The sequence below is a fragment of the Nitrospirota bacterium genome (assembly GCA_013388455.1).
Taxonomy (GTDB): domain Bacteria; phylum Nitrospirota; class Thermodesulfovibrionia; order Thermodesulfovibrionales; family SM23-35; genus JACAFF01.
On the sequence record JACAFF010000025.1, the window covers coordinates 1 to 21,393 of the forward strand.

Annotated in this window: 21 protein-coding genes; 15 read left to right on the forward strand and 6 right to left on the reverse strand. The window is 37.0% G+C overall.

Features of this window, described 5'->3' with window-relative positions; translation table 11 throughout:
• From HXY53_06300 to pyrR, 5 genes are all read right to left on the reverse strand, one after another.
• A partial coding sequence (locus HXY53_06300) for a hypothetical protein (protein NWF76170.1) occupies nt 1-198 on the reverse strand: 198 nt, incomplete at its 3' end.
• Nucleotides 199-1,392, reverse strand: a complete 1,194-nt coding sequence (carA, locus tag HXY53_06305) for a glutamine-hydrolyzing carbamoyl-phosphate synthase small subunit (GenBank protein NWF76171.1) — start codon at nt 1,390-1,392, stop codon at nt 199-201.
• Nucleotides 1,382-2,689: a dihydroorotase gene (locus HXY53_06310; GenBank protein ID NWF76172.1), complete on the reverse strand. Its 1,308-nt coding sequence runs from the start codon at nt 2,687-2,689 to the stop codon at nt 1,382-1,384. Before HXY53_06310 ends, carA begins: the two co-directional genes overlap by 11 nt.
• Nucleotides 2,686-3,606, reverse strand: coding sequence for an aspartate carbamoyltransferase catalytic subunit (locus HXY53_06315; protein NWF76173.1), 921 nt, complete (start codon nt 3,604-3,606; stop codon nt 2,686-2,688). Before HXY53_06315 ends, HXY53_06310 begins: the two co-directional genes overlap by 4 nt.
• On the reverse strand, nt 3,607-4,152 hold the full coding sequence (pyrR, locus tag HXY53_06320) for a bifunctional pyr operon transcriptional regulator/uracil phosphoribosyltransferase PyrR (protein ID NWF76174.1): 546 nt from the start codon (nt 4,150-4,152) through the stop codon (nt 3,607-3,609).
• A gap of 316 nt (nt 4,153-4,468) precedes the next feature.
• Between pyrR and smc the strand changes: the two genes are divergently transcribed.
• The 11 genes from smc to ubiE all read left to right on the forward strand — a co-directional run bounded on the left by smc (nt 4,469) and on the right by ubiE (nt 17,623).
• On the forward strand, nt 4,469-7,984 hold the full coding sequence (gene smc, locus HXY53_06325) for a chromosome segregation protein SMC (GenBank protein NWF76175.1): 3,516 nt from the start codon (nt 4,469-4,471) through the stop codon (nt 7,982-7,984).
• Entirely contained in the window at nt 7,985-9,343 is a 1,359-nt protein-coding gene (locus HXY53_06330; protein NWF76176.1) for an FAD-binding protein, read from the forward strand. It abuts the gene before it with no gap.
• Nucleotides 9,344-9,485: 142 nt separating this feature from the next.
• Nucleotides 9,486-10,121: a TetR/AcrR family transcriptional regulator gene (locus HXY53_06335; protein ID NWF76177.1), complete on the forward strand. Its 636-nt coding sequence runs from the start codon at nt 9,486-9,488 to the stop codon at nt 10,119-10,121.
• Entirely contained in the window at nt 10,118-11,563 is a 1,446-nt protein-coding gene (locus HXY53_06340) for a menaquinone biosynthesis decarboxylase (GenBank protein NWF76178.1), read from the forward strand. The genes HXY53_06335 and HXY53_06340 overlap by 4 nt, the downstream gene beginning before the upstream one ends.
• On the forward strand, nt 11,550-12,422 hold the full coding sequence (locus HXY53_06345; protein ID NWF76179.1) for a UbiA family prenyltransferase: 873 nt from the start codon (nt 11,550-11,552) through the stop codon (nt 12,420-12,422). Before HXY53_06340 ends, HXY53_06345 begins: the two co-directional genes overlap by 14 nt.
• A complete protein-coding gene (locus HXY53_06350) occupies nt 12,415-13,008 on the forward strand; it encodes a UbiX family flavin prenyltransferase (GenBank protein ID NWF76180.1) in 594 nt (197 codons plus the stop codon). The genes HXY53_06345 and HXY53_06350 overlap by 8 nt, the downstream gene beginning before the upstream one ends.
• On the forward strand, nt 12,992-14,149 hold the full coding sequence (mqnE, locus tag HXY53_06355; GenBank protein NWF76181.1) for an aminofutalosine synthase MqnE: 1,158 nt from the start codon (nt 12,992-12,994) through the stop codon (nt 14,147-14,149). The genes HXY53_06350 and mqnE overlap by 17 nt, the downstream gene beginning before the upstream one ends.
• Nucleotides 14,139-15,002, forward strand: a complete 864-nt coding sequence (locus HXY53_06360) for a menaquinone biosynthesis protein (GenBank protein NWF76182.1) — start codon at nt 14,139-14,141, stop codon at nt 15,000-15,002. Before mqnE ends, HXY53_06360 begins: the two co-directional genes overlap by 11 nt.
• Nucleotides 14,999-16,078 (forward strand): dehypoxanthine futalosine cyclase, encoded by a 1,080-nt coding sequence (gene mqnC, locus HXY53_06365; GenBank protein ID NWF76183.1) that lies wholly within the window; start codon nt 14,999-15,001, stop codon nt 16,076-16,078. The genes HXY53_06360 and mqnC overlap by 4 nt, the downstream gene beginning before the upstream one ends.
• Entirely contained in the window at nt 16,056-16,895 is an 840-nt protein-coding gene (locus HXY53_06370) for an MTAP family purine nucleoside phosphorylase (protein ID NWF76184.1), read from the forward strand. The genes mqnC and HXY53_06370 overlap by 23 nt, the downstream gene beginning before the upstream one ends.
• A gap of 5 nt (nt 16,896-16,900) precedes the next feature.
• Nucleotides 16,901-17,623 (forward strand): bifunctional demethylmenaquinone methyltransferase/2-methoxy-6-polyprenyl-1,4-benzoquinol methylase UbiE, encoded by a 723-nt coding sequence (gene ubiE / locus HXY53_06375; GenBank protein NWF76185.1) that lies wholly within the window; start codon nt 16,901-16,903, stop codon nt 17,621-17,623.
• A 1-nt stretch (nt 17,624) separates the two neighbouring features.
• Here ubiE and HXY53_06380 read toward each other — a convergent pair whose 3' ends face one another.
• A complete protein-coding gene (locus HXY53_06380) occupies nt 17,625-18,014 on the reverse strand; it encodes a hypothetical protein (GenBank protein ID NWF76186.1) in 390 nt (129 codons plus the stop codon).
• 132 nt (nt 18,015-18,146) lie between these two features.
• Here HXY53_06380 and HXY53_06385 point away from each other — a divergent pair, with 132 nt between their 5' ends.
• The 4 genes from HXY53_06385 to pyrE are packed head-to-tail and all read left to right on the forward strand — an operon-like array spanning nt 18,147 to nt 21,388.
• On the forward strand, nt 18,147-18,854 hold the full coding sequence (locus tag HXY53_06385) for a tetratricopeptide repeat protein (GenBank protein ID NWF76187.1): 708 nt from the start codon (nt 18,147-18,149) through the stop codon (nt 18,852-18,854).
• A 6-nt stretch (nt 18,855-18,860) separates the two neighbouring features.
• Nucleotides 18,861-19,835 (forward strand): ABC transporter ATP-binding protein, encoded by a 975-nt coding sequence (locus HXY53_06390; GenBank protein ID NWF76188.1) that lies wholly within the window; start codon nt 18,861-18,863, stop codon nt 19,833-19,835.
• Nucleotides 19,817-20,767, forward strand: coding sequence for an ATP-binding cassette domain-containing protein (locus HXY53_06395; GenBank protein NWF76189.1), 951 nt, complete (start codon nt 19,817-19,819; stop codon nt 20,765-20,767). The genes HXY53_06390 and HXY53_06395 overlap by 19 nt, the downstream gene beginning before the upstream one ends.
• Before the next feature lie 57 nt (nt 20,768-20,824).
• Nucleotides 20,825-21,388, forward strand: a complete 564-nt coding sequence (gene pyrE / locus HXY53_06400) for an orotate phosphoribosyltransferase (protein NWF76190.1) — start codon at nt 20,825-20,827, stop codon at nt 21,386-21,388.
• Nucleotides 21,389-21,393 lie beyond the last annotated feature (5 nt).

Sequence of the window (21,393 nt, forward strand, 5' to 3'; positions counted from 1 at the left end):
AACTTTTGGACGGTAGCCCCACTCGGTAAGCTTAACAACTAACTTACTGATATTTTCTGATTGGAGCATTATCATCAGGTCAATATCATAAGTCATTCTTGGAACACCATGGAAGTTGACTGCCAGTCCACCCACTACAAGATAATCAATCTTCTGTTTATTAAGCTCTTTGAATATGTTCTTATAATCTAATTTCATCTACTTAAATCTCTCTATCATCTCATGGAATCTTTTGAATAAATGCGCTGAATCGTTCGGTCCGGGACCTGCTTCAGGATGATGTTGAACCGAGAAAACAGGAAAATCAACATGCTGCATGCCTTCTTCAGTTCCATCATAGAGATTTTTGTGTGTAAGTCTAACCTGACCTTTAAGGCTATTTATATCAACACAATAATTATGGTTTTGAGAAGTAATCTCGACTCTTCCTGTAATTAGATCCTTTACAGGATGGTTCCCTCCATGATGTCCGAACTTTAATTTATAAGTTGTTCCTCCCATCGCAAGCCCGAGTATCTGATGGCCAAGACATATTCCAAAAACAGGCTTTCTTCCAATCAATTTTTTTGTATTCTCAATGCCATATTTAACTGTTTGAGGATCACCGGGTCCATTACTTAATACTATTCCATCAGGATTCATATCAAGCACAACTTCTGCAGGAGTTTGAGCGGGAACGACAGCAATATGAAAACCGGCTTCCTTAAGATTCCTCAGGATATTGAACTTTACGCCGAAGTCATAGACAACAACCCTTTTAAGAACAGTGTCAGATTGACCGGGTAACAGGTTTTCAGAGTTTTGAAACTCTGACACTTTGATGCCATAATATTTTGACTCTTTGTCGCTCTCCTTCCACTTCCACACCCCTTCTTCCCAAATAAAAGGTTTTTTTGCTGTTACATCTTTCACAAGGTCAAAAGCAGAAATACCCGGGTGTGCTCTAACTTTTTCAAGAAGTTTTGAAGGATTCAAGTCAAGACTTGAAATAATTCCCATCTGTGCCCCATATTTTCTTAGATGTCTCGTTAACGCACGTGTGTCAATGCCTTCAATGCAAACAATCCCGTACTTTTTTAAATATTTCTCAAGAGAATGATATGACCGCCAGTTACTCGGAAAATCTATATATTCTTTGACAGCAAAACCTTCAGCTTTTGGGCCATTGAATGATTCTATATCTTCTTCATTTATTCCATAATTGCCAATTTGTGAATAAGTCATTACAACAATCTGACCTTTATAAGAAGGGTCAGTGAGTATTTCTTGATAACCTGTCATTGATGTATTGAATACGACTTCCCCGATTGTTTCCCCTTCTGAACCAAAATTTTTACCTTCAAACACAACTCCATCTGAAAGTACAAGCAGCGCCTTAGTCTTACCACTCATAAATTATTTCCTTATAAATTGTGTAAATCGGAAGACCTCTCAATGTCCAGCCATCAAAAGGGGTATTTTTACCCTTAGAAATGAATTTTTTTGCCTCAACCTTAAATTCTTTATCTTTGTTTACAATAACAATATTCGCATCTGAGCCAATTTTCAAAGATCCACGATCAATCTTTAATATTCTTGCTGGATTAGTTGCCATTTTTTCTATTAACTGTGGAAATGTTAATAAACCTTCATGTACTAATTTCAGACTTAAACTCAATGCTGTTTCGAGTCCTGAAATGCCTGAAGGTGCCTTATCAAACTCTTTCTGTTTTTCATCCAAATGATGAGGGGCATGGTCTGTTGCAATAACATCTATTGTCCCATCTATTAACCCTTCCTTTATCGCTTCTATATCCCTTTCTGTTCTTAACGGAGGATTTACTTTCGCATTTGTATCATATCCTTTGACTGCTTTTTCCGTAAGGCTGAAATAATGAGGACAAGTTTCAGCTGTTACATTAATTCCACTTAATTTTGCCTCCCTAACTAATTTCACTGTGCCTTCAGTTGAGACATGGGCAATATGAAGTTTTCCACCTGTAAGCTTTGCCAATGAAATGTCTCTATATACCATTATCTGTTCAGCCTCATCAGGTATGCCTTTTAAACCGAGTGTGGCAGAAATTAGCCCTTCGTTCATAACACCATCTTCTGAGAGGCTTAAATCCTCACAGTGTGAAATGATGGGCACATTAAATGCCTTTGAATATTCAAGAGCCCTCCTCATAATTAGACTGTTCATTACTGGGTTACCATCATCAGAGAATGCAATACATCCCTCATTTCTCATTGTTCCGATCTCTGCAAGTTCTTCACCCTTTTGTGATTTCGTGATTGCACCGATAGGAAGAACAAAGCAATGACCCTCCTGAGAAGCTTTTCTTATAATAAACTCTGTAACACTTGCATTATCATTTACTGGAAATGTATTTGGCATGCAACAAACAGTTGTGAAACCACCTCTGATTGCTGCCATAGTTCCAGTTTTTATTGTCTCTTTGTATTCAAAACCTGGTTCTCTCAGATGCACGTGCATGTCAATAAGTCCTGGAATAACAAATAGTCCATTCGCATCGATGGTTTGGAGTTCAGAGTCATTGCCAACTCTTCGGGTTCCCTTAGTAACAATGGGGGGTGTTTTCTGCATCTTAATTTTTGCAATCTTTCCGCCTTCGATCAGAATATTCCCAATCCCATCGATACCCTGAAGCGGATCTATGATGTGCCCATTTTTTATAAGTATTTTCACCTTTCAACTCCTGCAAGCAGATACATTACTGCCATCCTTACAGCAATCCCATTTGTCACCTGTTCAAGAATGACCGATTTTGGCCCATCTGCTATTTCTGAAACAATCTCTATGCCTCGATTCATTGGGCCAGGATGCATTACAATTACATCATCCTTTGCAAATGATAGTCTCTCAAGGGTTAATCCCCAATTTTTGGAATATTCATCTGTAGAAGGGAAAAATCCTTTTCCCTGCCTTTCCATCTGTATCCTTAGCATCATGAGAACATCCACATCTTTAAGTCCGGATTCCATATTATGATGAATCCCGACCCCAAGTTCTTCTATTTCTTTTGGGATCAAAGTGGGTGGGCCGATTAGCCTGATAAGAGCACCAAGTTTTTTCAGACAATATATGTTCGATTTTGCAACCCTGCTGTGAATTATATCTCCTACGATAGCGATTTCGAGTCCCTTAATCTTGTTTTTCTTCTCTCTTATCGTAAAAGCATCAAGTAGTGCCTGTGTTGGATGCTCATTTGTTCCATCGCCTGCGTTTATCACAGAAGCTTTGAGTTTTTTTGAAAGAAGATGTGGTACTCCTGATGATGAATGTCGTATAATTACGAAATCAGCACCTAATGCTTGAACAGCCAGGGCAGTATCTATAATACTTTCTCCTTTCACGACACTACTCATAGGAACTGAGAAATTAATTACATCCGTGCTGAGCCTTTTTGCAGCAAGTTCAAATGAAGTCCTGGTTCGGGTTGAAGGTTCAAAAAACAGATTAATGGCTGTTTTACCACGAAGGGTTGGTACTTTTTTAATATCTCTTCCAATTACATCTTTAAAAGCAGAGGCTGTATCAAGTATAAGATTTATCTCTTCTTCCGAGAGTTCTTTAATGCCAAGCAGGTCTTTACTCCTCAGCATTTATCGCTTATTTTCTCCTGATTTTTCTATGATAACTTTATCTTCTTTCCCATCTTCCATAAGCTGCACTTCAACATTTTCGTTCAGAGATGTCGGAATATTTTTGCCAACATAATCAGCTTTAATCGGCAGTTCCCTATGTCCTCTGTCAATCAATACCGCTAATTGAATTGCAGCAGGTCTTCCGAGATCTGTAAGTGCGTCCATTGCGGCTCTGATAGATCTTCCTGTAAACAGCACATCATCAACAAGAATTATTTTCATATCAGTTATCTCAAAAGGAACCTCAGTCTTTCTTATAATCGGTTGTGCTTTTCTTATATTAATATCATCCCTATAGAATGCTATATCAAGCATTCCAACAGGAATCTCTTTTTTCTCTATATGTTTAATCTTGCTGGCAAGTCTTTTTGCGAGATGAACGCCACCCCTCTGAATGCCGACAAGGCATACATTTTCGATCCCTTTATTTTTTTCTAAAATTTCATGAGCTATACGTGTTAAAACCCTGTCAACATCTATTTTACTCATTAGTTCCTTAGTCATATTTAGAATCCCTTGAAATAAATTATGTTATTAATTCTCAGACATTCTTCTTTGTTACAAAACTAAAATTCTTTACTAATAAATAATTAAGAATCATGGTATTTTTCTGAAAGAGACATAAAAAAACCTTCCTCTCACTTGATTGGAAGGGATACTTTATTATATTTCTGAAGCTCATACTAACTCCTTACTTTTTAGCCTCGCCGGACTATCATTAAAAGTGTTTTATTAAAACATAAAAAGAAAATACTGTCAAATAGACCAATTAAATCCACTTGTCAGTATTTTTATATTTAGGTATATTATCACAATAAAGATGCGAATCGAAAAGATTGAACTGAACGGTTTTAAATCCTTCGCAGATAGAACGTCTTTTCATTTTCATCCAGGCACAACCTGCATTGTTGGTCCTAATGGTTGCGGTAAAAGTAATATCGTTGATGCTTTCCGCTGGGTACTTGGTGAGCAGAGTGCAAGAAGCCTCAGGGGTGAAAAAATGGAAGAAGTTATATTCAATGGTTCGGTATCCAAAAAACCGCGTGGTATGGCTGAAGTAACAATGGTTATTTCCGGACTAAATGGATTAAAGCAATCTTCTTTAGATGGAAATGGAGGAAATTTTTCAGATACCGCATCTGTAACGAGAAGGCTTTATAGATCAGGTGAAAGCGAATATATTTTGAATAAAGATCAATGTCGTTTAAAAGATATAAAAGAACTTTTTCTTGATACGGGGCTTGAGGCCAAGAGTTATTCAATTCTTGAGCAAGACAGGATATCCGAGCTATTAAATGCAAAACCACAGGAAAGAAGAATACTTATTGAAGAAATAGCTGGAGTCATGAAATATAATGTCAGAAAGAGAGAGGCAATTTCAAAACTTGAATCTTCAAGAGCAAATCTACAGAGAATTAATGATATAACAACCGAGGTAAAAAAACAGATTAGTTTACTCGATAGACTTGCAAAGAAAGCTGAAAGGTATAAAAAGCTTATTGCAGATATTAATGCTATTGAACTCAAAATCGCTAAAAGAGATTATCAGAATTTAAAAGAATCTTTTGAAAAAATATTATTGGAATATAATTCACTCAAAGAAGAAGAAGCTATTAAAAGAGCAAATCTGTCTGAAATTGAGAATCAAACAGAGACTAAAAGATTTGATTTACTCCAGAAAGAAAAACTTCTGGAATCCATTCAGTTGCAATTTCAGAACGTAGAGCGAGAGATTGCAGAACTTGAAAAAAAACTTGCAGTTTCAAGAACCGAACAGGATAATGCAAAAGAATATCTTTCAAAACTCTATCAGCAAAGCGAAGAATACAATAAGAAACAGGCGGATGCATTAATAAAACAAGAAGAACTCTATAAGATAAGAGAGGAGTTTTTGTGCAAAATAGAAAATCAGAAAGGACTTCTCGTTCAAAAGTCAGAATTTTTAAAAACACTTGAAGATGAGCTCTTAGAAAGTGAAGAACTTGCTGAGGATAAACGGAGGGAGCTTTTCAGAATCTCAGAGGAACTTAGCAGTTTGAGAAACGAGAAGAACCAGATTCTGGCATCTTTTGAAAATCTTGATCACCGTGAAGCAATATCTATCAAAGATATCGAGAATGTAAAAAAAGTTTTATCTGAAGTCGATACTTCACTTAAAGATTTAGCAGATAATATTCTTGAAAAAAACAATGAACTTATGCTCCTGAAAGAAAAAAAAGAAGTTTTTATAAAAGAACTCTTTGAAAGCAAAGAGAAGATTGAAAATTTGAGAGAAAAATTATCAGGATTAAAGGAGGAACTTGCATCTAACACCTCACGAATGGAGTCCCTCAAGGAGCTTATTTTTGATGAATCGGCAAAAGATTTGTTTTCACAAGACCTATCATTTAAGATTCTTGCATATATATCTGATGTGATTGAAGTTGATGACAAATATGAAAAGGCTATCGAAAGCGCACTGTCAGATAAGGTTAATTCTTTCATCCTCTCTTCATTTGATGATATCGAAGCTGCTATAGCTCTCGTAAAAGAAAAATCTTTGGGCAGAACAGCCTTTATCCCAGTAAGTCCTGTTATTCACAATATGAATTCGACTATTCCTGAAGGTTCTTTGGGCAGGGTATCGGATTTTATTCGCACAAATGATGAGTTTTCATACATTGCAAATAGTCTCTTCCAAAACTTTTTTGTTGTCAAAGACATGAAGACAGCTATCAATCTGATTAAATCAGGCAAAAATAACTTTTTTGTAACACTCGATGGAGAAGTTATAGAACCTTCTGGAGCAGTTATCGCTGGCGAAGTAAAAGGTATATTCAGGAGGAAGAGAGAGTTAAGGGAACTGGAGAGTAGAACCGGATATGCCAGGGATATGATAGAGCATCTACAGAATGAACTCAATTCTTTTCAGAATATAATCAAAACAAAGGAATCTGAACTGGAAGCTATCGAAACAGTAATTGTACAGCGTGAGAAAGAGATATCCCTCTTGAAACTAACCGCTGAAAACTCAAGAGAAGACAGGGAACGGAGGAATAAAAAACTTGCATATCTGACTCTTGAACTTGAGCAGATAGTGAAGGAAAAAGAAGCTATTGGAAAATTACTAAATAAAAAAGAGAGCGAGATTCAATTTATAGAAGAAAAGAAAGCTGATATAGAGCAACAAAATGATTTTCTGCAGGAAGATATTTCTCAAAAAAGGGCCAAAATTGATGAGCACAAAGCAGAAGTTACAGAAGTCCGTCTTTTGATCACTTCCTTTAAGGAGAAGATAGATTCAATTGGTAAAGAAATAGACGCTATCTCTAAGGAGATTGAAGAAAATAGACGAAGAAGACAACTACTGGCAGAGGAAGTATCCTCAATAAAATTCCGCATAGCACAGCATGAACAAGAGATCTCTGAAAATGAAGAGAAATTAAAATCACTGGTATCTGTAGCTGACACCATGTATACAGACATATCCAGGAAAAAAGAGATAATAGAAAACAACACTCAGGAATTAATGACAATTGAACAAGCTTTTAAAATACTTAGAAATCAAATAGAATCTTTATCACAAAAGATATCAGGACTTGATATCCAGAGAACCGAACTGAGACTTAAAATGGAAAATCTTTCAGAAAATATACAACAGAATTACGGATTAGATATTGCAATTGTTGATGTAGAACCTCTTACAGAAGATGACGAAACACGTTTGATTCAGCTCAAAGAGAAAGTGTCTGAACTCGGACAGGTGAATCTTGGAACTCTTGAAGAGTATGAAGAACTCCGAACACGTTATGAATTCCTCAAAACACAACAGGACGACCTAAACAGGTCAATTGCTGAACTTGAAGAAGCAATATCAAAAATAAATATTACAACCAGGAAAAAACTCAGAGAGGCATATGAAGCTCTGAAGGCAAAATTTTCAGAAGTATTTGTGAGACTTTTCGGGGGCGGAAGAGCTGAACTTATCCTGACTGACGAAAATAATATACTTGAAACAGGGATAGATATTATTGCCCAGCCACCAGGGAAAAAGCTACAGAATATAAACCTTCTTTCTGGAGGAGAAAAGACTTTAACGGCTTTATCCCTTCTTTTTGCAAGTTTTTTGATCAAACCAACTCCTCTTTGTATTCTGGACGAAGCAGATTCTGCCCTTGATGAAGCTAATACCGAAAAATTTGCTCAAACAATAAAGGAACTTTCAAAGGATACACAGTTTATCGTGGTTACACATAACAGATATACTGTAAGCATCGCAGATTATATATATGGAATAACAATGGAAGAAGCTGGTGTCTCAAAAGTGATTTCAATGCAGCTTGTTGAAGCTTCTTAAATGAACAGAATTATTGATACGTTTCCTGATATAAAGATCTCAACTAACAGAGAAGACCTTTTATGCTACAGCTTTGATGCATCAGGGATAGAAGCAGTTCCTTCTGCAATTATCTGGCCGAACGATACAGAGGATGTTGTAAAAATCATGAAGTATGCCTTCGCAAATAATATTCCGGTTGTACCTCGTGGAGCTGGCACCGGCACAACTGCAGGCTCTGTTCCATTAAATAAGTCTATAGTAATCAGCTTCGAAAAAATGAAGAGAATAATCGAGATAGATTCTGAGAATCTGAACGTTTTATGTGAGCCAGGTTTAATTAATGGTAAGCTTCAGCGTGAACTTGAATTAAAAGGATTTTTCTATCCACCTGACCCTGCAAGCATGAATTTCTGCACAATCGGAGGAAATGTAGCAGAAAATGCAGGCGGACCTCGGGCAATCAAATATGGAGTTACAAAAGACTATGTCATGGAATTGGAAACAGTCCTCCCCAATGGGGAAATTATAAATGTTGGAGTAAAAACAGTAAAAGGAGTTGTAGGTTATGATCTTGCGCGGCTATTAGTAGGCTCAGAAGGAACTCTTGCTATTTTTACGAAGATTAGATTAAAGATACTGCCATTACCTGAAGAGGTTATAACACTCCTGGCAAGTTTCAGTAGTCTTGAATCTTCTGGTGATGCTGTGTCAAAAATTATCTCATCAAAGATAATTCCGAGAACGCTCGAATTTATGGATCGAGAGTCTATTAAGGCTGTAGAAAATTTCAAGCCTATCGGGTTGCCTCATGATGTTGAAGCTATTCTTCTTATTGAACTGGATGGTCATCCTTCTGCAATTACGCGTGAGGCAGAAAAGATTGTTGATATATGCCAACATCTTGGAGGCGATGTTAAGATGGCAGAAGATAACTATGCCAGGAATAACTTATGGGCTGCAAGACGTGCTGTTTCTCCTGCACTTTACCATATAAAACCTACAAAGATTAATGAAGATATTGTTGTCCCGAGAAATAAGGTTACAGAGATGTTGAGACGACTGAGAAAACTCCAAGAAGAGAGCGGGATAACTATCATTAATTTCGGACATGCAGGTGACGGAAATATCCATGTTAATATTATGGTTGATAAGTCTGACAGAGATGAATATGAAAAAGGGCTCAAGCTGATAGAACAGATTTTCAATCACACATTATTGCTCGGAGGAACTATCTCTGGAGAGCACGGCATCGGTATGACAAAAAAACCATATATCAGAATGGAAATCTCAAAGGCACAGAGCGATATTATGAAATCCATTAAAAAAATCTTTGACCCTACGAATATCCTCAATCCTGGGAAAATATTTCCTGATTAAGCCGACAAGCATCCAGACAACAGAAGTTTTATCTCATTGTAAGTGGAAGTTATTGACAAAAAAGTATTTCATATATATACTGAGTGAGTGCTCACTCAGTATTAGATTTAAGCATAAGTTTTGTAAAGGTTAAAAGTTATCTGTGAAATTATCCATTAAGTCAATTAATAAAATTATAGACAAAAGGTCTGTAATTCTTGATGCAGCATTGATGACATTCGTAAAACGTGGTTATGCTGATACAAAAGTTGCTGAGATAGCTTCAGAGGCTGGTGTTGCTGAAGGAACACTTTATAATTATTTTAAAAGCAAAGAAGAATTGCTTCTTGCACTTTTTGATGAGAAATGGAATTCAATAATCAAAGAAATACGTGAAAAGATTAACCAGCTCGACGACCCAAATGATAAGCTTAAAACAGTCTTTGCAATTGTAGTCAGGATGTTCAAGAAAAACAGACAACTTGCCGAACTATTTATGATTGATATTAAACAGAGTAGTATCTTTCTTAAAAATTACACAATTAATCGTATTGTAGAATTTCTTGAGCTGATCGAGGAGATTCTAAAAGAAGGGAAACAGAAGGGCATTTATCGAAAAGACCTTGATACCAGAGTGACAAAGATGGTGATTTTTGGTGCTGCACAGGGAATACTTCTCAGTTTGGTGCTTAGCGAGTCAAATGCTGTTAGGAATAACACTTTTAAGTTTTCGCTCTTCAGGGCGGCAAAAACACTTAAAGAAATTTTCAAATCAGGGCTTGTGAACGAGAAAATATGATTTTTAATGACCTCAGGGGGTTTATTAATTTTCTTGAACAGAAAAAGGAACTTGTTCGTATCAAGGCAGAGGTAGATTCAAATCTTGAAGTAACAGAGATTACAGACCGAATTTCAAAACAATCAGGGGCTGCTCTGCTTTTCGAAAACATAAGAGGTTTCCGGTACCCCATCGCGATTAACCTTTTCGGATCATATCAGCGTATAGCATGGGCTCTTGGGTTCAATGAATTTTCAGAGATTGTTAGGAAATTTTCTTCTTTGATCAAAACGGACATTGATCTCAACCTTCGACAAAAGATTGAAGCCCTTTATGATCTTTACAAACTCAGCACATCAAAACCAAAAGAGGTTAAAAAGGCCCCTTGCCAGGAAATTATAATAGAAAAGGAATTTTCACTAAATGAGTATCCGATTCTAAAGTGTTGGCCTGATGATGCTGGAAGGTTTATTACCTTGCCCCTTGTTATTACTAAAGACCCGGAAAGTGGTAAACAGAATATGGGTATGTATAGAATGCAGGTCTTTGATGAAAAATCAACTGGTATGCACTGGCATACTCACCATGATGGAGCAGTTAATTTCAGGAAACATATGAAAATAGGTAAACGTATGGAAGTTGCAGTGGCACTCGGAGGAGACCCTATCACAATTTATGCAGCTACAGCTCCATTACCATATGGAATAGAAGAGCTTTTTTTTGCAGGGTATCTCAGGGGTAAGCCTGTTGAAGTAATAAGGGCAAGAACTGTTGACCTCCTTGTTCCAGCACATGCTGAAATTATTCTTGAAGGCTATGTTGAGTTAGGTGAAGAAAGAATTGAAGGGCCTTTTGGAGATCATACTGGCTACTATTCATTGGCTGCAAAGTATCCTGTTTTCCATGTAACATGTATAACGCAGAGAAGAGATCCAATCTATCCAGCAACAATAGTCGGAAAACCACCCATGGAAGATTGTTATATCGGAAAGGCAACTGAGCGGTTATTTCTTCCATTTATCAAGATGCAATTCCCTGAGATCGTTGATATCAATCTGCCAATAGAAGGCGTTTTCCATAATTGTGCCTTAATCTCTATAAAAAAGTCTTACCCCATGCATGCACGTAAAATCATGAATGCCATATGGGGACTTGGCCAAATGATGTTCACGAAATTCATTTTCATATTTGATGAGGATGTAAATGTGCAGAATATTTCAGAGGCTGCGTGGAAGGCTTTTAACAATGTCGATCCTGCACGTGATATAGTGATTGTTGAAGGTCCTCTTGATGTCCTTGATCATTCTGCTCCTAAACCTTTATACGGTTCGAAGATGGGGATTGATGCAACAAAGAAATGGTCTGAAGAAGGGTATCATCGGGAATGGCCGAATGAAATTCATATGTCAGAAGAAATTAAAAAGCTTGTAGATGAAAGATGGAAAGAATATGGATTTAAATAAAATTAATATATACCTTGAGATGATTAAATTTCAGCACAGCATTTTTGCACTTCCATTTGCCTATTTAGGAGCTTTTCTTGCAGGGATGAAAGTCCCTGAGCCTTTGACACTTCTGTGGATAACGATTGCAATGGTTGGTGCTCGAAGCTTTGCTATGGCACTTAACAGGCTGGTTGACATAGAGATAGACCGCAAAAATCCAAGAACTTCAAATCGAGCGTTACCGAAGGGACTTCTTACAGTTTCTAATGCAGTCTTTTTTTCACTTATCAGTCTTGGTATCTTTCTACTCGCAGTTTATAATCTCGCCCCAATTTGCCGTTATCTCTGGCCTTTAGTTGTCATACCCTTTGTCATATATCCATATACGAAACGATTTACATTTCTGTCTCATTTCATACTTGGATTCTGTCTTGGATTGGCACCTATTGGTTCATGGATTGCTATAACCAACACATTTAGTTTTGAGCCTTTTATCATCGGGATGGCAGTTCTCTGCTGGGTTGCTGGGTTTGATATTTTTTATGCAATTCAGGATATTGAATTTGACAGGAAACAGGGACTATATTCAATACCCGCCAAATTCGGGATAACTAAATCTCTTACATTCACAAAAGTTTTGCACACTGTATCTGTAGCGATGTTGATCTGGCTTGGTATAAGGCTTAAACTGGGAGTTTTTTATTTTGCTGGTGTGACTTTAACAGCAGTTCTTCTTGCGTATGAAAACAGCCTGATTAAACCGAATGATTTATCAAAATTAAATATGGCTTTTTTCACCATGAACGGTGTTATCAGTATTTTAATGTTTTGTTTTGTAGCCATTGAAGTCATTATAAGGAGAACGCAGAATGTCTGATTTTGTAATAGGCATCACTGGGGCAAGTGGTAGTATATATGGAATCAGGCTTATCCATGAGCTTTCACTAAAAAACCACCACATTAACGTAATTATCACTTCTGCTGGTAGGATAGTCATTCAGGAAGAACTTGGAGGCTTGGGGAATAGAGAAATAAAAAAAATATTTATTAAAAAAGACAATGTGAAAATCTGGGATGAAATTGATTTCAACGCACCCTTCATAAGTGGCTCAAATGCCCCTGATGCAGTTATAGTTATCCCTTGCAGCATGGGTTCACTTTCTTCTATTGCTAACGGGATTTCAGGGAATGTCCTCGAGAGAGCTGCGGATGTAGTTCTCAAAGAGCGGAAACAACTTATCCTCGTCATACGTGAAACGCCGCTCAGTTTAATACACATTGAGAATATGCTTAAAGCAGCAAAAGCAGGCGCAATAATTTTGCCCGCGATGCCAGCTTTCTATAATCATCCAAAGACACTGGATGATATGGTGAATTTTGTAGTTGGGAAGGTTTTAAGTATTTTATCCATCGAACATAAATTAATCAAAAGGTGGGGAAAGAATAATGTTAATACAAAATAATTTGAAAACAATAACAGAAAAAGTTAATCAGGGCATCCGTCTTAATAAAGAAGATGCATTTACTCTTATGTCATCGAATGATATTGTCACAATAGGGCAACTTGCAAACAAAGTTAAGGAGAGAAAATCAGGGAATTATGCTTATTTTAATGTAAACAGACATATCAACCTGACTAATATCTGTGTATCAAGATGCAAGTTCTGTGCATTCAGTCGTGATAAAAATGACCCTGATGCATATTTGTTAACTACTGAAGAAGTTTTGAAAATAGCTAATTCAGCAACTGACCTGGGGATTACAGAGTTTCATATTGTAAGCGGTCTTCATCCTGATCTTCCGTTTGATTATTATCTTGAAGTAATTTCAAAACTTAAAGAAATTAGGCCTGATGTCCACATTCAGGCATTTACTGCAGTTGAGATCGACTATTTTGCAAAGATAGCAAAACTTTCTGTCAAGGAGGTATTACTAAAATTAAAGGAAGCAGGGCTAGGATCCCTTCCTGGCGGAGGAGCTGAGATTTTTAATCAAAGAGTAAGGGAGGCTGTATGTCCGAAGAAAGCAACCAGTGAGGAGTGGCTGGAAGTTATGAGGATAGCACATAATCTTGGCCTTAAATCCAATGCAACGATGCTTTATGGGCATATTGAGACCATAGAAAATCGAATTGATCATCTCCTGAGATTGAGAGAACTTCAAGATGAGACAGGAGGTTTTCAGTCATTTATTCCACTGCCATTTCATCCAAAAAATACAGCCCTTCCAGATTTTAAGAAACCAATGGCATTCGAGAATTTAAAAATGCTTGCTGTATCACGTCTCGTGCTTGACAACTTCCCTCATATAAAGGCATTTTGGATCATGCTCGGGCTTAAAGTTGCACAGCTTTCTCTATTGTTTGGAGTTGATGACCTTGATGGAACGGTTGTTGAAGAGAAGATTACACATGCTGCTGGAGCAGAAACAGATCAGTCCATCACAAAAGAAGAGCTTCTTGAGATTATTTCTTTGACAGGGAGAATACCGGTTGAGAGGGATACGTTATATAACATAATTAAAATCTATGAGAGAAGAAATATATCCAATCCCCTTGTGGAAAAGAGTAAGTTGCAGGAGATTTTTCAGGAAATTGAGACCTAAAGTCGGACATATTCAGTTTCTTAATTGTTTACCTTTATACTACGGGTTAGTTAAAAGCTCCGCTCTCCTCGATATAGAGTTGATTAAAGGTACTCCTACAGAACTCAACTCTTTATTAATAAATGGAGACCTTGACATTTCTCCAATATCATCTATTGAATATGCACGCCACCATCAGACACTTCTTCTTTTCCCGGAATTTACAGTAAGTTCTGACGGTGCTGTTAAAAGTATCATTCTTATAAGTCCCTATCCCATAGAGAAATTGTCCGGGAAAAGAGTTGCTTTAACAAACACCTCTTCAACTTCCCATGTGCTTTTAAAATTCATTATGAACGAGGGATATGGGATCGAACCAGATTATATTACATGTCAACCTGATTTAAAGAGAATGCTTTCTAATGCTGATGCTGCCTTACTTATTGGAGATATTGCTCTAAAATATTATGTTAATTCAGAAGGTTTTTATCTTTACGATTTAGGGCTTGAGTGGAAGAAATTGACTGGTAGAAAGATGGTATATGCAGTCTGGGCAGTGAACAGAAAGTTTGCAGAGATAAAAAGTGAATTATGCAAATATGTTTTTGAGATATTCAAAAAGTCAATGGAGCATTCAATGAGGCATCTTACTGAGATAGCTGAATATGCATCAAGATGGGAACCTTTCAGCAGAGATTTTCTCACTAAGTATTTTGCTTCTCTCAGGTTCAATTTTAGTCAGGACTATAGGGAGGGACTAATTCACTTTTACAAGGTTGCAAAAGAGATCGGTGAATTAAAAGAAGTGCCAGAACTTGAATTTGTGAATATTAATTATATCTATAAAAAAAATAAAGTAGGGCCATTAAGATGAATGTTCTTACAATTCTTGATAGAGCATTGAGCAAACGATTGACCTTAGATGAAGCGGTTTTGCTTTTTAAAGAAGCTGACCTGCTTGATCTTGCAAAGGTGGCTGATACAATATGCAGGAGGAAACATCCTGACGGAATTGCCACATTCCAGATTGACAGAAATATTAACTACACAAATATCTGCAAAAATCAGTGTTCCTTCTGTGCCTTTTATAGGTCAAAAGGTCATCCTGAGGCTTATTTGTTGAGTCAGGAAGAGATAGAAGAGAAGGTTGCCGAAACAGTTAGACTTGCAGGCACCCAGATAATGCTTCAGGGAGGAATTAATCCTGAACTAAGAATAGATTTTTATACAAAGATGTTTTCAGGAATTAAAAAGAAATTTGATGTGAGAATTCATAGCCTTTCGCCTCCAGAGATCTTTCATATTGCGGAAACAGAAAAGTTACCGATTTCATATGTTTTAAAACAGCTTATTGAAGCAGGACTCGATTCACTTCCAGGAGGAGGGGCTGAGATATTGGTCGACAGGGTTCGACGAATAATAAGTCCAAAAAAAATAAATGCTTCACAGTGGCTTGGAGTTATGGAAGAAGCGCACAAACTCGGGATTAAAACAACAGCGACAATGATGTTTGGAACAGTAGAAACCATAGAAGAAAGGATAGAGCATCTTTTAAAAATTCGAGACCTTCAGGATAAAACAGGCGGTTTTATATCATTCATATCATGGACATATCAGCCAGGGAATACTGTTTTGGGAGGTAAGCCCGTTTCATCTATCGAATATTTAAGGATGCTATCTATCTGTCGACTTTTTCTTGATAACTTTAGAAATATTCAGGGTTCATGGGTTACACAGGGAAAAGATATCGGACAGATCTGTTTATCATTTGGGGCAAATGATCTTGGCAGCATTATGATAGAAGAGAATGTTGTCCGTGCTGCTGGTGTCTCTTATAAAATAACTGCTGACGAGATGATTGATCTTATCCTTAAGTCAGGTAAAACCCCTGCACAGAGGGATACAGAGTTCAGGATTTTGAAGATTTATGATAAAGTCAAAAATACCTGAAGCCAAAACTGCCTTTATTGGTGGTTCAAGTACCTTTGCCATTGAATTCCCTGAGAATTTGAAGGCAAAGGGAGTAAAAGTATTGCAACAGTTTGTTGTTTCAACTCCTTTCGGTGAAAGTCCAGAATTCAAATTATTTACAGTTAATGATAGGAATGTCCTTACAGTAAAGATGCATGGCTGGCGGACAGGAACAAACAGGGCTGATGCGTCAAAACAGATTTTCTGGGTATTTCATAAGGCAGGTGTAAAGACAATTCTCACTGAAGGTGGAGTGGGAACAATTTCAAAAGATATTCAACTCAGAGATTTTTTTATTCCTGATGATTATCTTGATTTCTCGATGAGAAAAGATGTGCATCTTTACGACAAATATTTGCTTGTTATGAGGCACCCTATCTGTCAAGAACTCACCAGGATACTTACGAGAATAATCACCAAGCTGTTTCCTGATAGACAGGTTATGCGAGGGATATATGCTGTAACTGACGGAAGACATTTCGAAAGCCGAGCAGAGGTTAGGATGATAGAAAAACTTGGTGGTGATGTTATAGGACAGAGCTTATGCCCTGAAGTCTATTTGGCCAGAGAAATTGGAGCCTGTTATGCAGGAATTTATCTTATTGTCAACCGCGCAGAGGGAATAGAGCCTCAATGGTCTTATAAAGAGTTAAAGGATATTTTTTATAATGAAGCATTGAATGTAGGTAAAATAATTATTGAAAGTATCAAGAGTATAATAAAGAATAAAAAACAAAGTTGTCAGTGCTCAAACTTGAGAAAAAGGACATTATTAAAATATAAAAAAGTAAGTTAACAGATATGAATTATGTAGATCATAAAATACGTAATATACAGAATATTGGGCAAATGTTCTCAGGTATTGCACGATATTATGACCTACTAAACCATATATTGAGTTTCGGTCTTGATTTCAGGTGGAGAAAGAAGGTTGCTTTTGAGACAAAAAGAGTAAATTGTGAAAAAATTCTTGATGTATGCACAGGCACTGGTGACATGGCAATTGAGCTTTATAGAACTTGGCAAGGTAAAGTGGAGATTGATGGACTGGATATTTCCAATGAGCTGATAAATATTGGAAAGAAAAAAGTAAAAAAATTAAATTGTAAAGACAAAGTGAAATTTATCGAGGCTAATGCTGAAAGACTTCCATATAACGATAATCAATTTGATGCAGTTACGATAACTTTTGGATTAAGAAACATCAGTGACCGATTAAAAGCTATTATGGAATTCTATCGCGTTGCAAGATATGGAGGATGCTTTGTCTGTCTTGAATTCAGTCATCCTGTAAATTCTTTTTTTACAAAGCTCTACAATTTTTATCTTATGAAATGTGTTCCCTTTATTGCTTCCATTGTGGGCTCTGACCCTTCTGCATATAGATATCTGGGGAATACAATAAAAGAATTCTTGAAACCTGAAGAATTATCTCAGCTAATAGAATCTGCGGGGTGGAGGGATGTTAGTTTTCAAAGGTTGACAGGAGGAATTGTAACAATACATCGAGCTATAAAAAGATAGTCTAATTCTGTGATTTCTCCAATTTTAATTTGTTGAACTCCTTCAATTCCTCAATAAGCTGGTTTTCGGTAATAACTCCTAATTTAACCAGTGCTTCACCAAAGAAAATGTAAGAGTCTTTCTGCTCTTTAAGAAGCTCATTTACTTGTTGTTTAGTGAGAATTTTCTCACGGATTGCAATCTCCCCAAACTTTTCATAAGTCTCTTCCTGAATAATCAAAATTTTGTTAATATCATGATCAGTTAACCAACCCTTTGCCTTAGCAAGTTCCCCTATTCTCAGGTTATTTTTTTTCTGTAAGAACCGGGCATTGATAATATCCGTTTCAGTAATCAGTTTTTTCTCAAGCAAAAAAGTCCCGAATTTTAAATACTTTAAAGTTGTTGTCATTTGTCAAATATTATAAAAGTTTTTTATATTATCAAATCTTTGAAAAAAAATTGCTATCCAAAATATATTCTGTTCCTTGCTTGATCCAATGTCTTGACAAACATTTCAATAACTCCCTATACTTTTTAAACAGTGGGAAAAAATATACATGAACTTCGCGAATATGGTTTAGAACTTTTCGAGCAGGGCAAATACTCGGAGGCAGAGTTGATTTTAAAAGAGATAATCAGCTTAAATCCCCGATATGCTGATATTTATAATAAGCTTGGCTTAATAACACACATGAAGGGAGATTTTAAACATGCTTCTGAATATTTTAAGAAGGCACTTGAATTAAATCCTAATTATACTGAGGCTTCATTGAATCTTGCCATAACCTATAATGATATGGGAGAGTTCAAAAAGGCTCAGGAAGTCTTTACCGTTGCTGCACAGATTGCACATCCAACACCCAGTGCTATGGATCCATTTATCGCTGGCAAGCTTGCGAATGAACACTATAAATTAGGAAATTTATATCTTGATCTTGGTATGAACAATGAAGCAATTGAAGAATATAAGAAAGCCATAAGGCTCCACCCACGTCTTCCTGATGTCCATACTAAACTCGGGATAGCTCTGAGAAATAAAGGGCTTGTTGACGATGCGATTGGACATTTTACCAAAGCAAAAGAGATAAATCCAAATTATGGCCCTGCATGGGTACAACTCGGGCTGTGCTATTACATGAAAGGTCTTTTGGGTTTAGCTTTTAAAGAATGGGAGCAAGCTGTCGAACAAAATCCTGGGTTGAGAGAAGCAGAGGCATATCTGAGGCTCCTGAAAAAAGAGGGAAATTAACCTGCTGTGTCCCTGCTTAAAATAAGGGACCTCAACATATCTTTTAAAACACCAAACCGTTTTGTCAATGTTGTATCGTCTCTTAATCTTGATATTCAAGAAGGAGAGATTTTTGGTCTTGTTGGTGAAAGTGGTTGCGGTAAAAGCATTACTGCCTTATCTATGATGAAAATTCTGCCACATAATTTTTTCGTGGAAGGAGAAATTTTGTTTAAAGGCAAGAACCTTCTGAATCTTGATGAGAAAGCCATGCGAGGTCTAAGAGGTAAAGAAATCTCGATGATCTTTCAAGAGCCAATGACCTCTCTGAATCCTGTACTTACCATTGGTTACCAGATTGCTGAAGCTTTGATTGCACATATCAGACTTTCAAAAAAAGATGCTATGACACAGGTAGTTGATTTACTGAAAACTGTCAGAATACCTTCGCCTGAAATAAGAATAAAGGAATATCCACATCAAATATCAGGGGGGATGCGACAGAGGGTAATGATTGCTATGGCAATTGCCTGTAATCCTTCATTGCTGATTGCAGATGAACCAACAACTGCACTTGATGTAACAATACAGGCACAGATACTCGAACTTCTAAGAAGGCTTAGGCAGCAAAAAAAAATGGCTATTATGCTGATTACTCATGACCTCGGTGTTATTGCTGAAAATGCAGAAAGAGCTGCCATAATGTATGCAGGTAGAATTATGGAAATCTCTCGAGTTTCTGAATTAATAGGAACTCCAAAGCATCCTTACACCGTGGGCTTGTTAGAATCATTACCGAAGAGAAGAGGGATTCCATTAAAACCTATCCGCGGTTATGTGCCAAGGCCTGAACAACTTCCTCCAGGATGTAAGTTTTCAAACAGGTGTTATTATATGATCCCAGATTGTCAGAAAGCAGAGCCAGAATTGAGAGAGATTGTTTCAGGGCATTTTGTTAGGTGTTTGCGGTCAGAGGAAATACAGTGGATGTCATCAATATAATTAAGCTTAAAAAATACTTTCCAGTCAAAAGAGGGATATTTGCAAAGCAGGAATGGCTAAAGGCTGTTAACGGCATATCATTTTCTATTCAGGACGGAAAAGTCTTTGCACTTGTAGGTGAAAGTGGGTCAGGGAAATCAACTGTCGCAAGACTAATATTGAGATTAATACCTCCGACGGAAGGGGAAATTCTTTTTAAAGGGCTTGATATCAAGAAATTAAAAGGTGACTCTCTTCGTGATTTCAGAAAGTCAGTGCAGATTGTTTTTCAGGATCCATTTGCGTCTCTGAATCCAAGGATGACTGTCTATGATACACTCTCTGAGCCATTAAAGATTCACCAACTTGCAAAAAAAAACGAAATCAAGGATAAAGTAGTTAGTCTCTTATTACGTGTTGGACTTCAGGCAGATATATTGAATCGTTACCCACACGAATTTAGTGGAGGACAGAGGCAGAGAATCTGTATTGCAAGAGCACTTGCAGTATCGCCAAGAGTAATTATTGCTGATGAACCTCTTTCAGCACTTGATGTATCCATTCAGGCACAGATACTGAATATCCTTCAGGAACTGCAGAGCCAATACCACATATCTTTTCTGTTCATAAGCCATGATCTGCGGATGGTTCAATATTTCAGTGATGAGATCGCTGTTATGTATTTAGGAAAGTTAGTTGAATTTGCAGAGACTGACATTCTTTTCAATAACCCTTTTCATCCGTATACAATTGAATTGCTATCTTGTGTTCCAAAAATAAAACCTGATGCTCAAAAGAGACCAGTTCCATGGGGAGATATTCCAAGTCCTATCGATATCCCAACCGGCTGTCCCTTCCATCCTCGGTGTCAGAAAAGATTTGATCCATGTGACAGAATTCAACCTGAACTAAAAGAGATAAAAGGAAGACTTGTGTCATGTCATCTATTTTAACTTTAAAATGGTCTTCTATTGACTTCCTTTTCAGCTTATTGTATTTTCAACTTAATTATGAAAGAACGTTTACTCGAACTTATAATCGAAAGGGCCTTCAAATACAGCGATGAGCCGATATTTAAACTTGTATCAGGCAGAATGAGCAATTATTATTTTAACTGTAAAGCAGTAACCCTTTATCCTGAAGGGATGTGCCTTATCGGTAATATTATTTTTGATCTCATTAAAAACCTGAACGTTCAAGGCATTGGTGGGCTTACCCTTGGAGCAGATCCAGTTGCATATGCAGTTTCATATACTTCTTTTCTAAAGGGAAAACCTGTTGAGGCTTTTGTTGTTCGCAAGACACCAAAATCTCACGGCACAATGCAGTGGATAGAGGGAAACTTAAAACCTGGCGATAAGGTTGTAATTGTGGATGATGTAATAACAACCGGCAAATCAACTATTGAAGCCATTACCAGAGCAAAAGAGAACGGCCTTGAAGTCGTTAAAGTTATTGTCTTGATAGACCGTCAGGAAAATGGAAAAGAGGCAGTTGAGTCGATGGGATTGAATGTTGAGGCAATCATAACAAAAGAAGATGTTATGGAAAAATATAAAAGACCGGTCGAATAATTGAT

Coding starts and splice junctions, on each gene's coding strand:
- pyrR (NWF76174.1), bottom strand. CDS start 4,152: ATGACTAAGGAACTAATGAGTAAAATAGATGTTGACAGGGTTTTAACA.
- HXY53_06380 (NWF76186.1), bottom strand. CDS start 18,014: ATGACAACAACTTTAAAGTATTTAAAATTCGGGACTTTTTTGCTTGAG.
- mqnE (NWF76181.1), top strand. CDS start 12,992: ATGTTAATACAAAATAATTTGAAAACAATAACAGAAAAAGTTAATCAG.
- HXY53_06330 (NWF76176.1), top strand. CDS start 7,985: ATGAACAGAATTATTGATACGTTTCCTGATATAAAGATCTCAACTAAC.
- HXY53_06340 (NWF76178.1), top strand. CDS start 10,118: ATGATTTTTAATGACCTCAGGGGGTTTATTAATTTTCTTGAACAGAAA.
- carA (NWF76171.1), bottom strand. CDS start 1,392: ATGAGTGGTAAGACTAAGGCGCTGCTTGTACTTTCAGATGGAGTTGTG.
- HXY53_06345 (NWF76179.1), top strand. CDS start 11,550: ATGGATTTAAATAAAATTAATATATACCTTGAGATGATTAAATTTCAG.
- mqnC (NWF76183.1), top strand. CDS start 14,999: ATGAATGTTCTTACAATTCTTGATAGAGCATTGAGCAAACGATTGACC.
- smc (NWF76175.1), top strand. CDS start 4,469: ATGCGAATCGAAAAGATTGAACTGAACGGTTTTAAATCCTTCGCAGAT.
- pyrE (NWF76190.1), top strand. CDS start 20,825: ATGAAAGAACGTTTACTCGAACTTATAATCGAAAGGGCCTTCAAATAC.
- HXY53_06370 (NWF76184.1), top strand. CDS start 16,056: ATGATAAAGTCAAAAATACCTGAAGCCAAAACTGCCTTTATTGGTGGT.
- HXY53_06350 (NWF76180.1), top strand. CDS start 12,415: ATGTCTGATTTTGTAATAGGCATCACTGGGGCAAGTGGTAGTATATAT.
- ubiE (NWF76185.1), top strand. CDS start 16,901: ATGAATTATGTAGATCATAAAATACGTAATATACAGAATATTGGGCAA.
- HXY53_06315 (NWF76173.1), bottom strand. CDS start 3,606: ATGCTGAGGAGTAAAGACCTGCTTGGCATTAAAGAACTCTCGGAAGAA.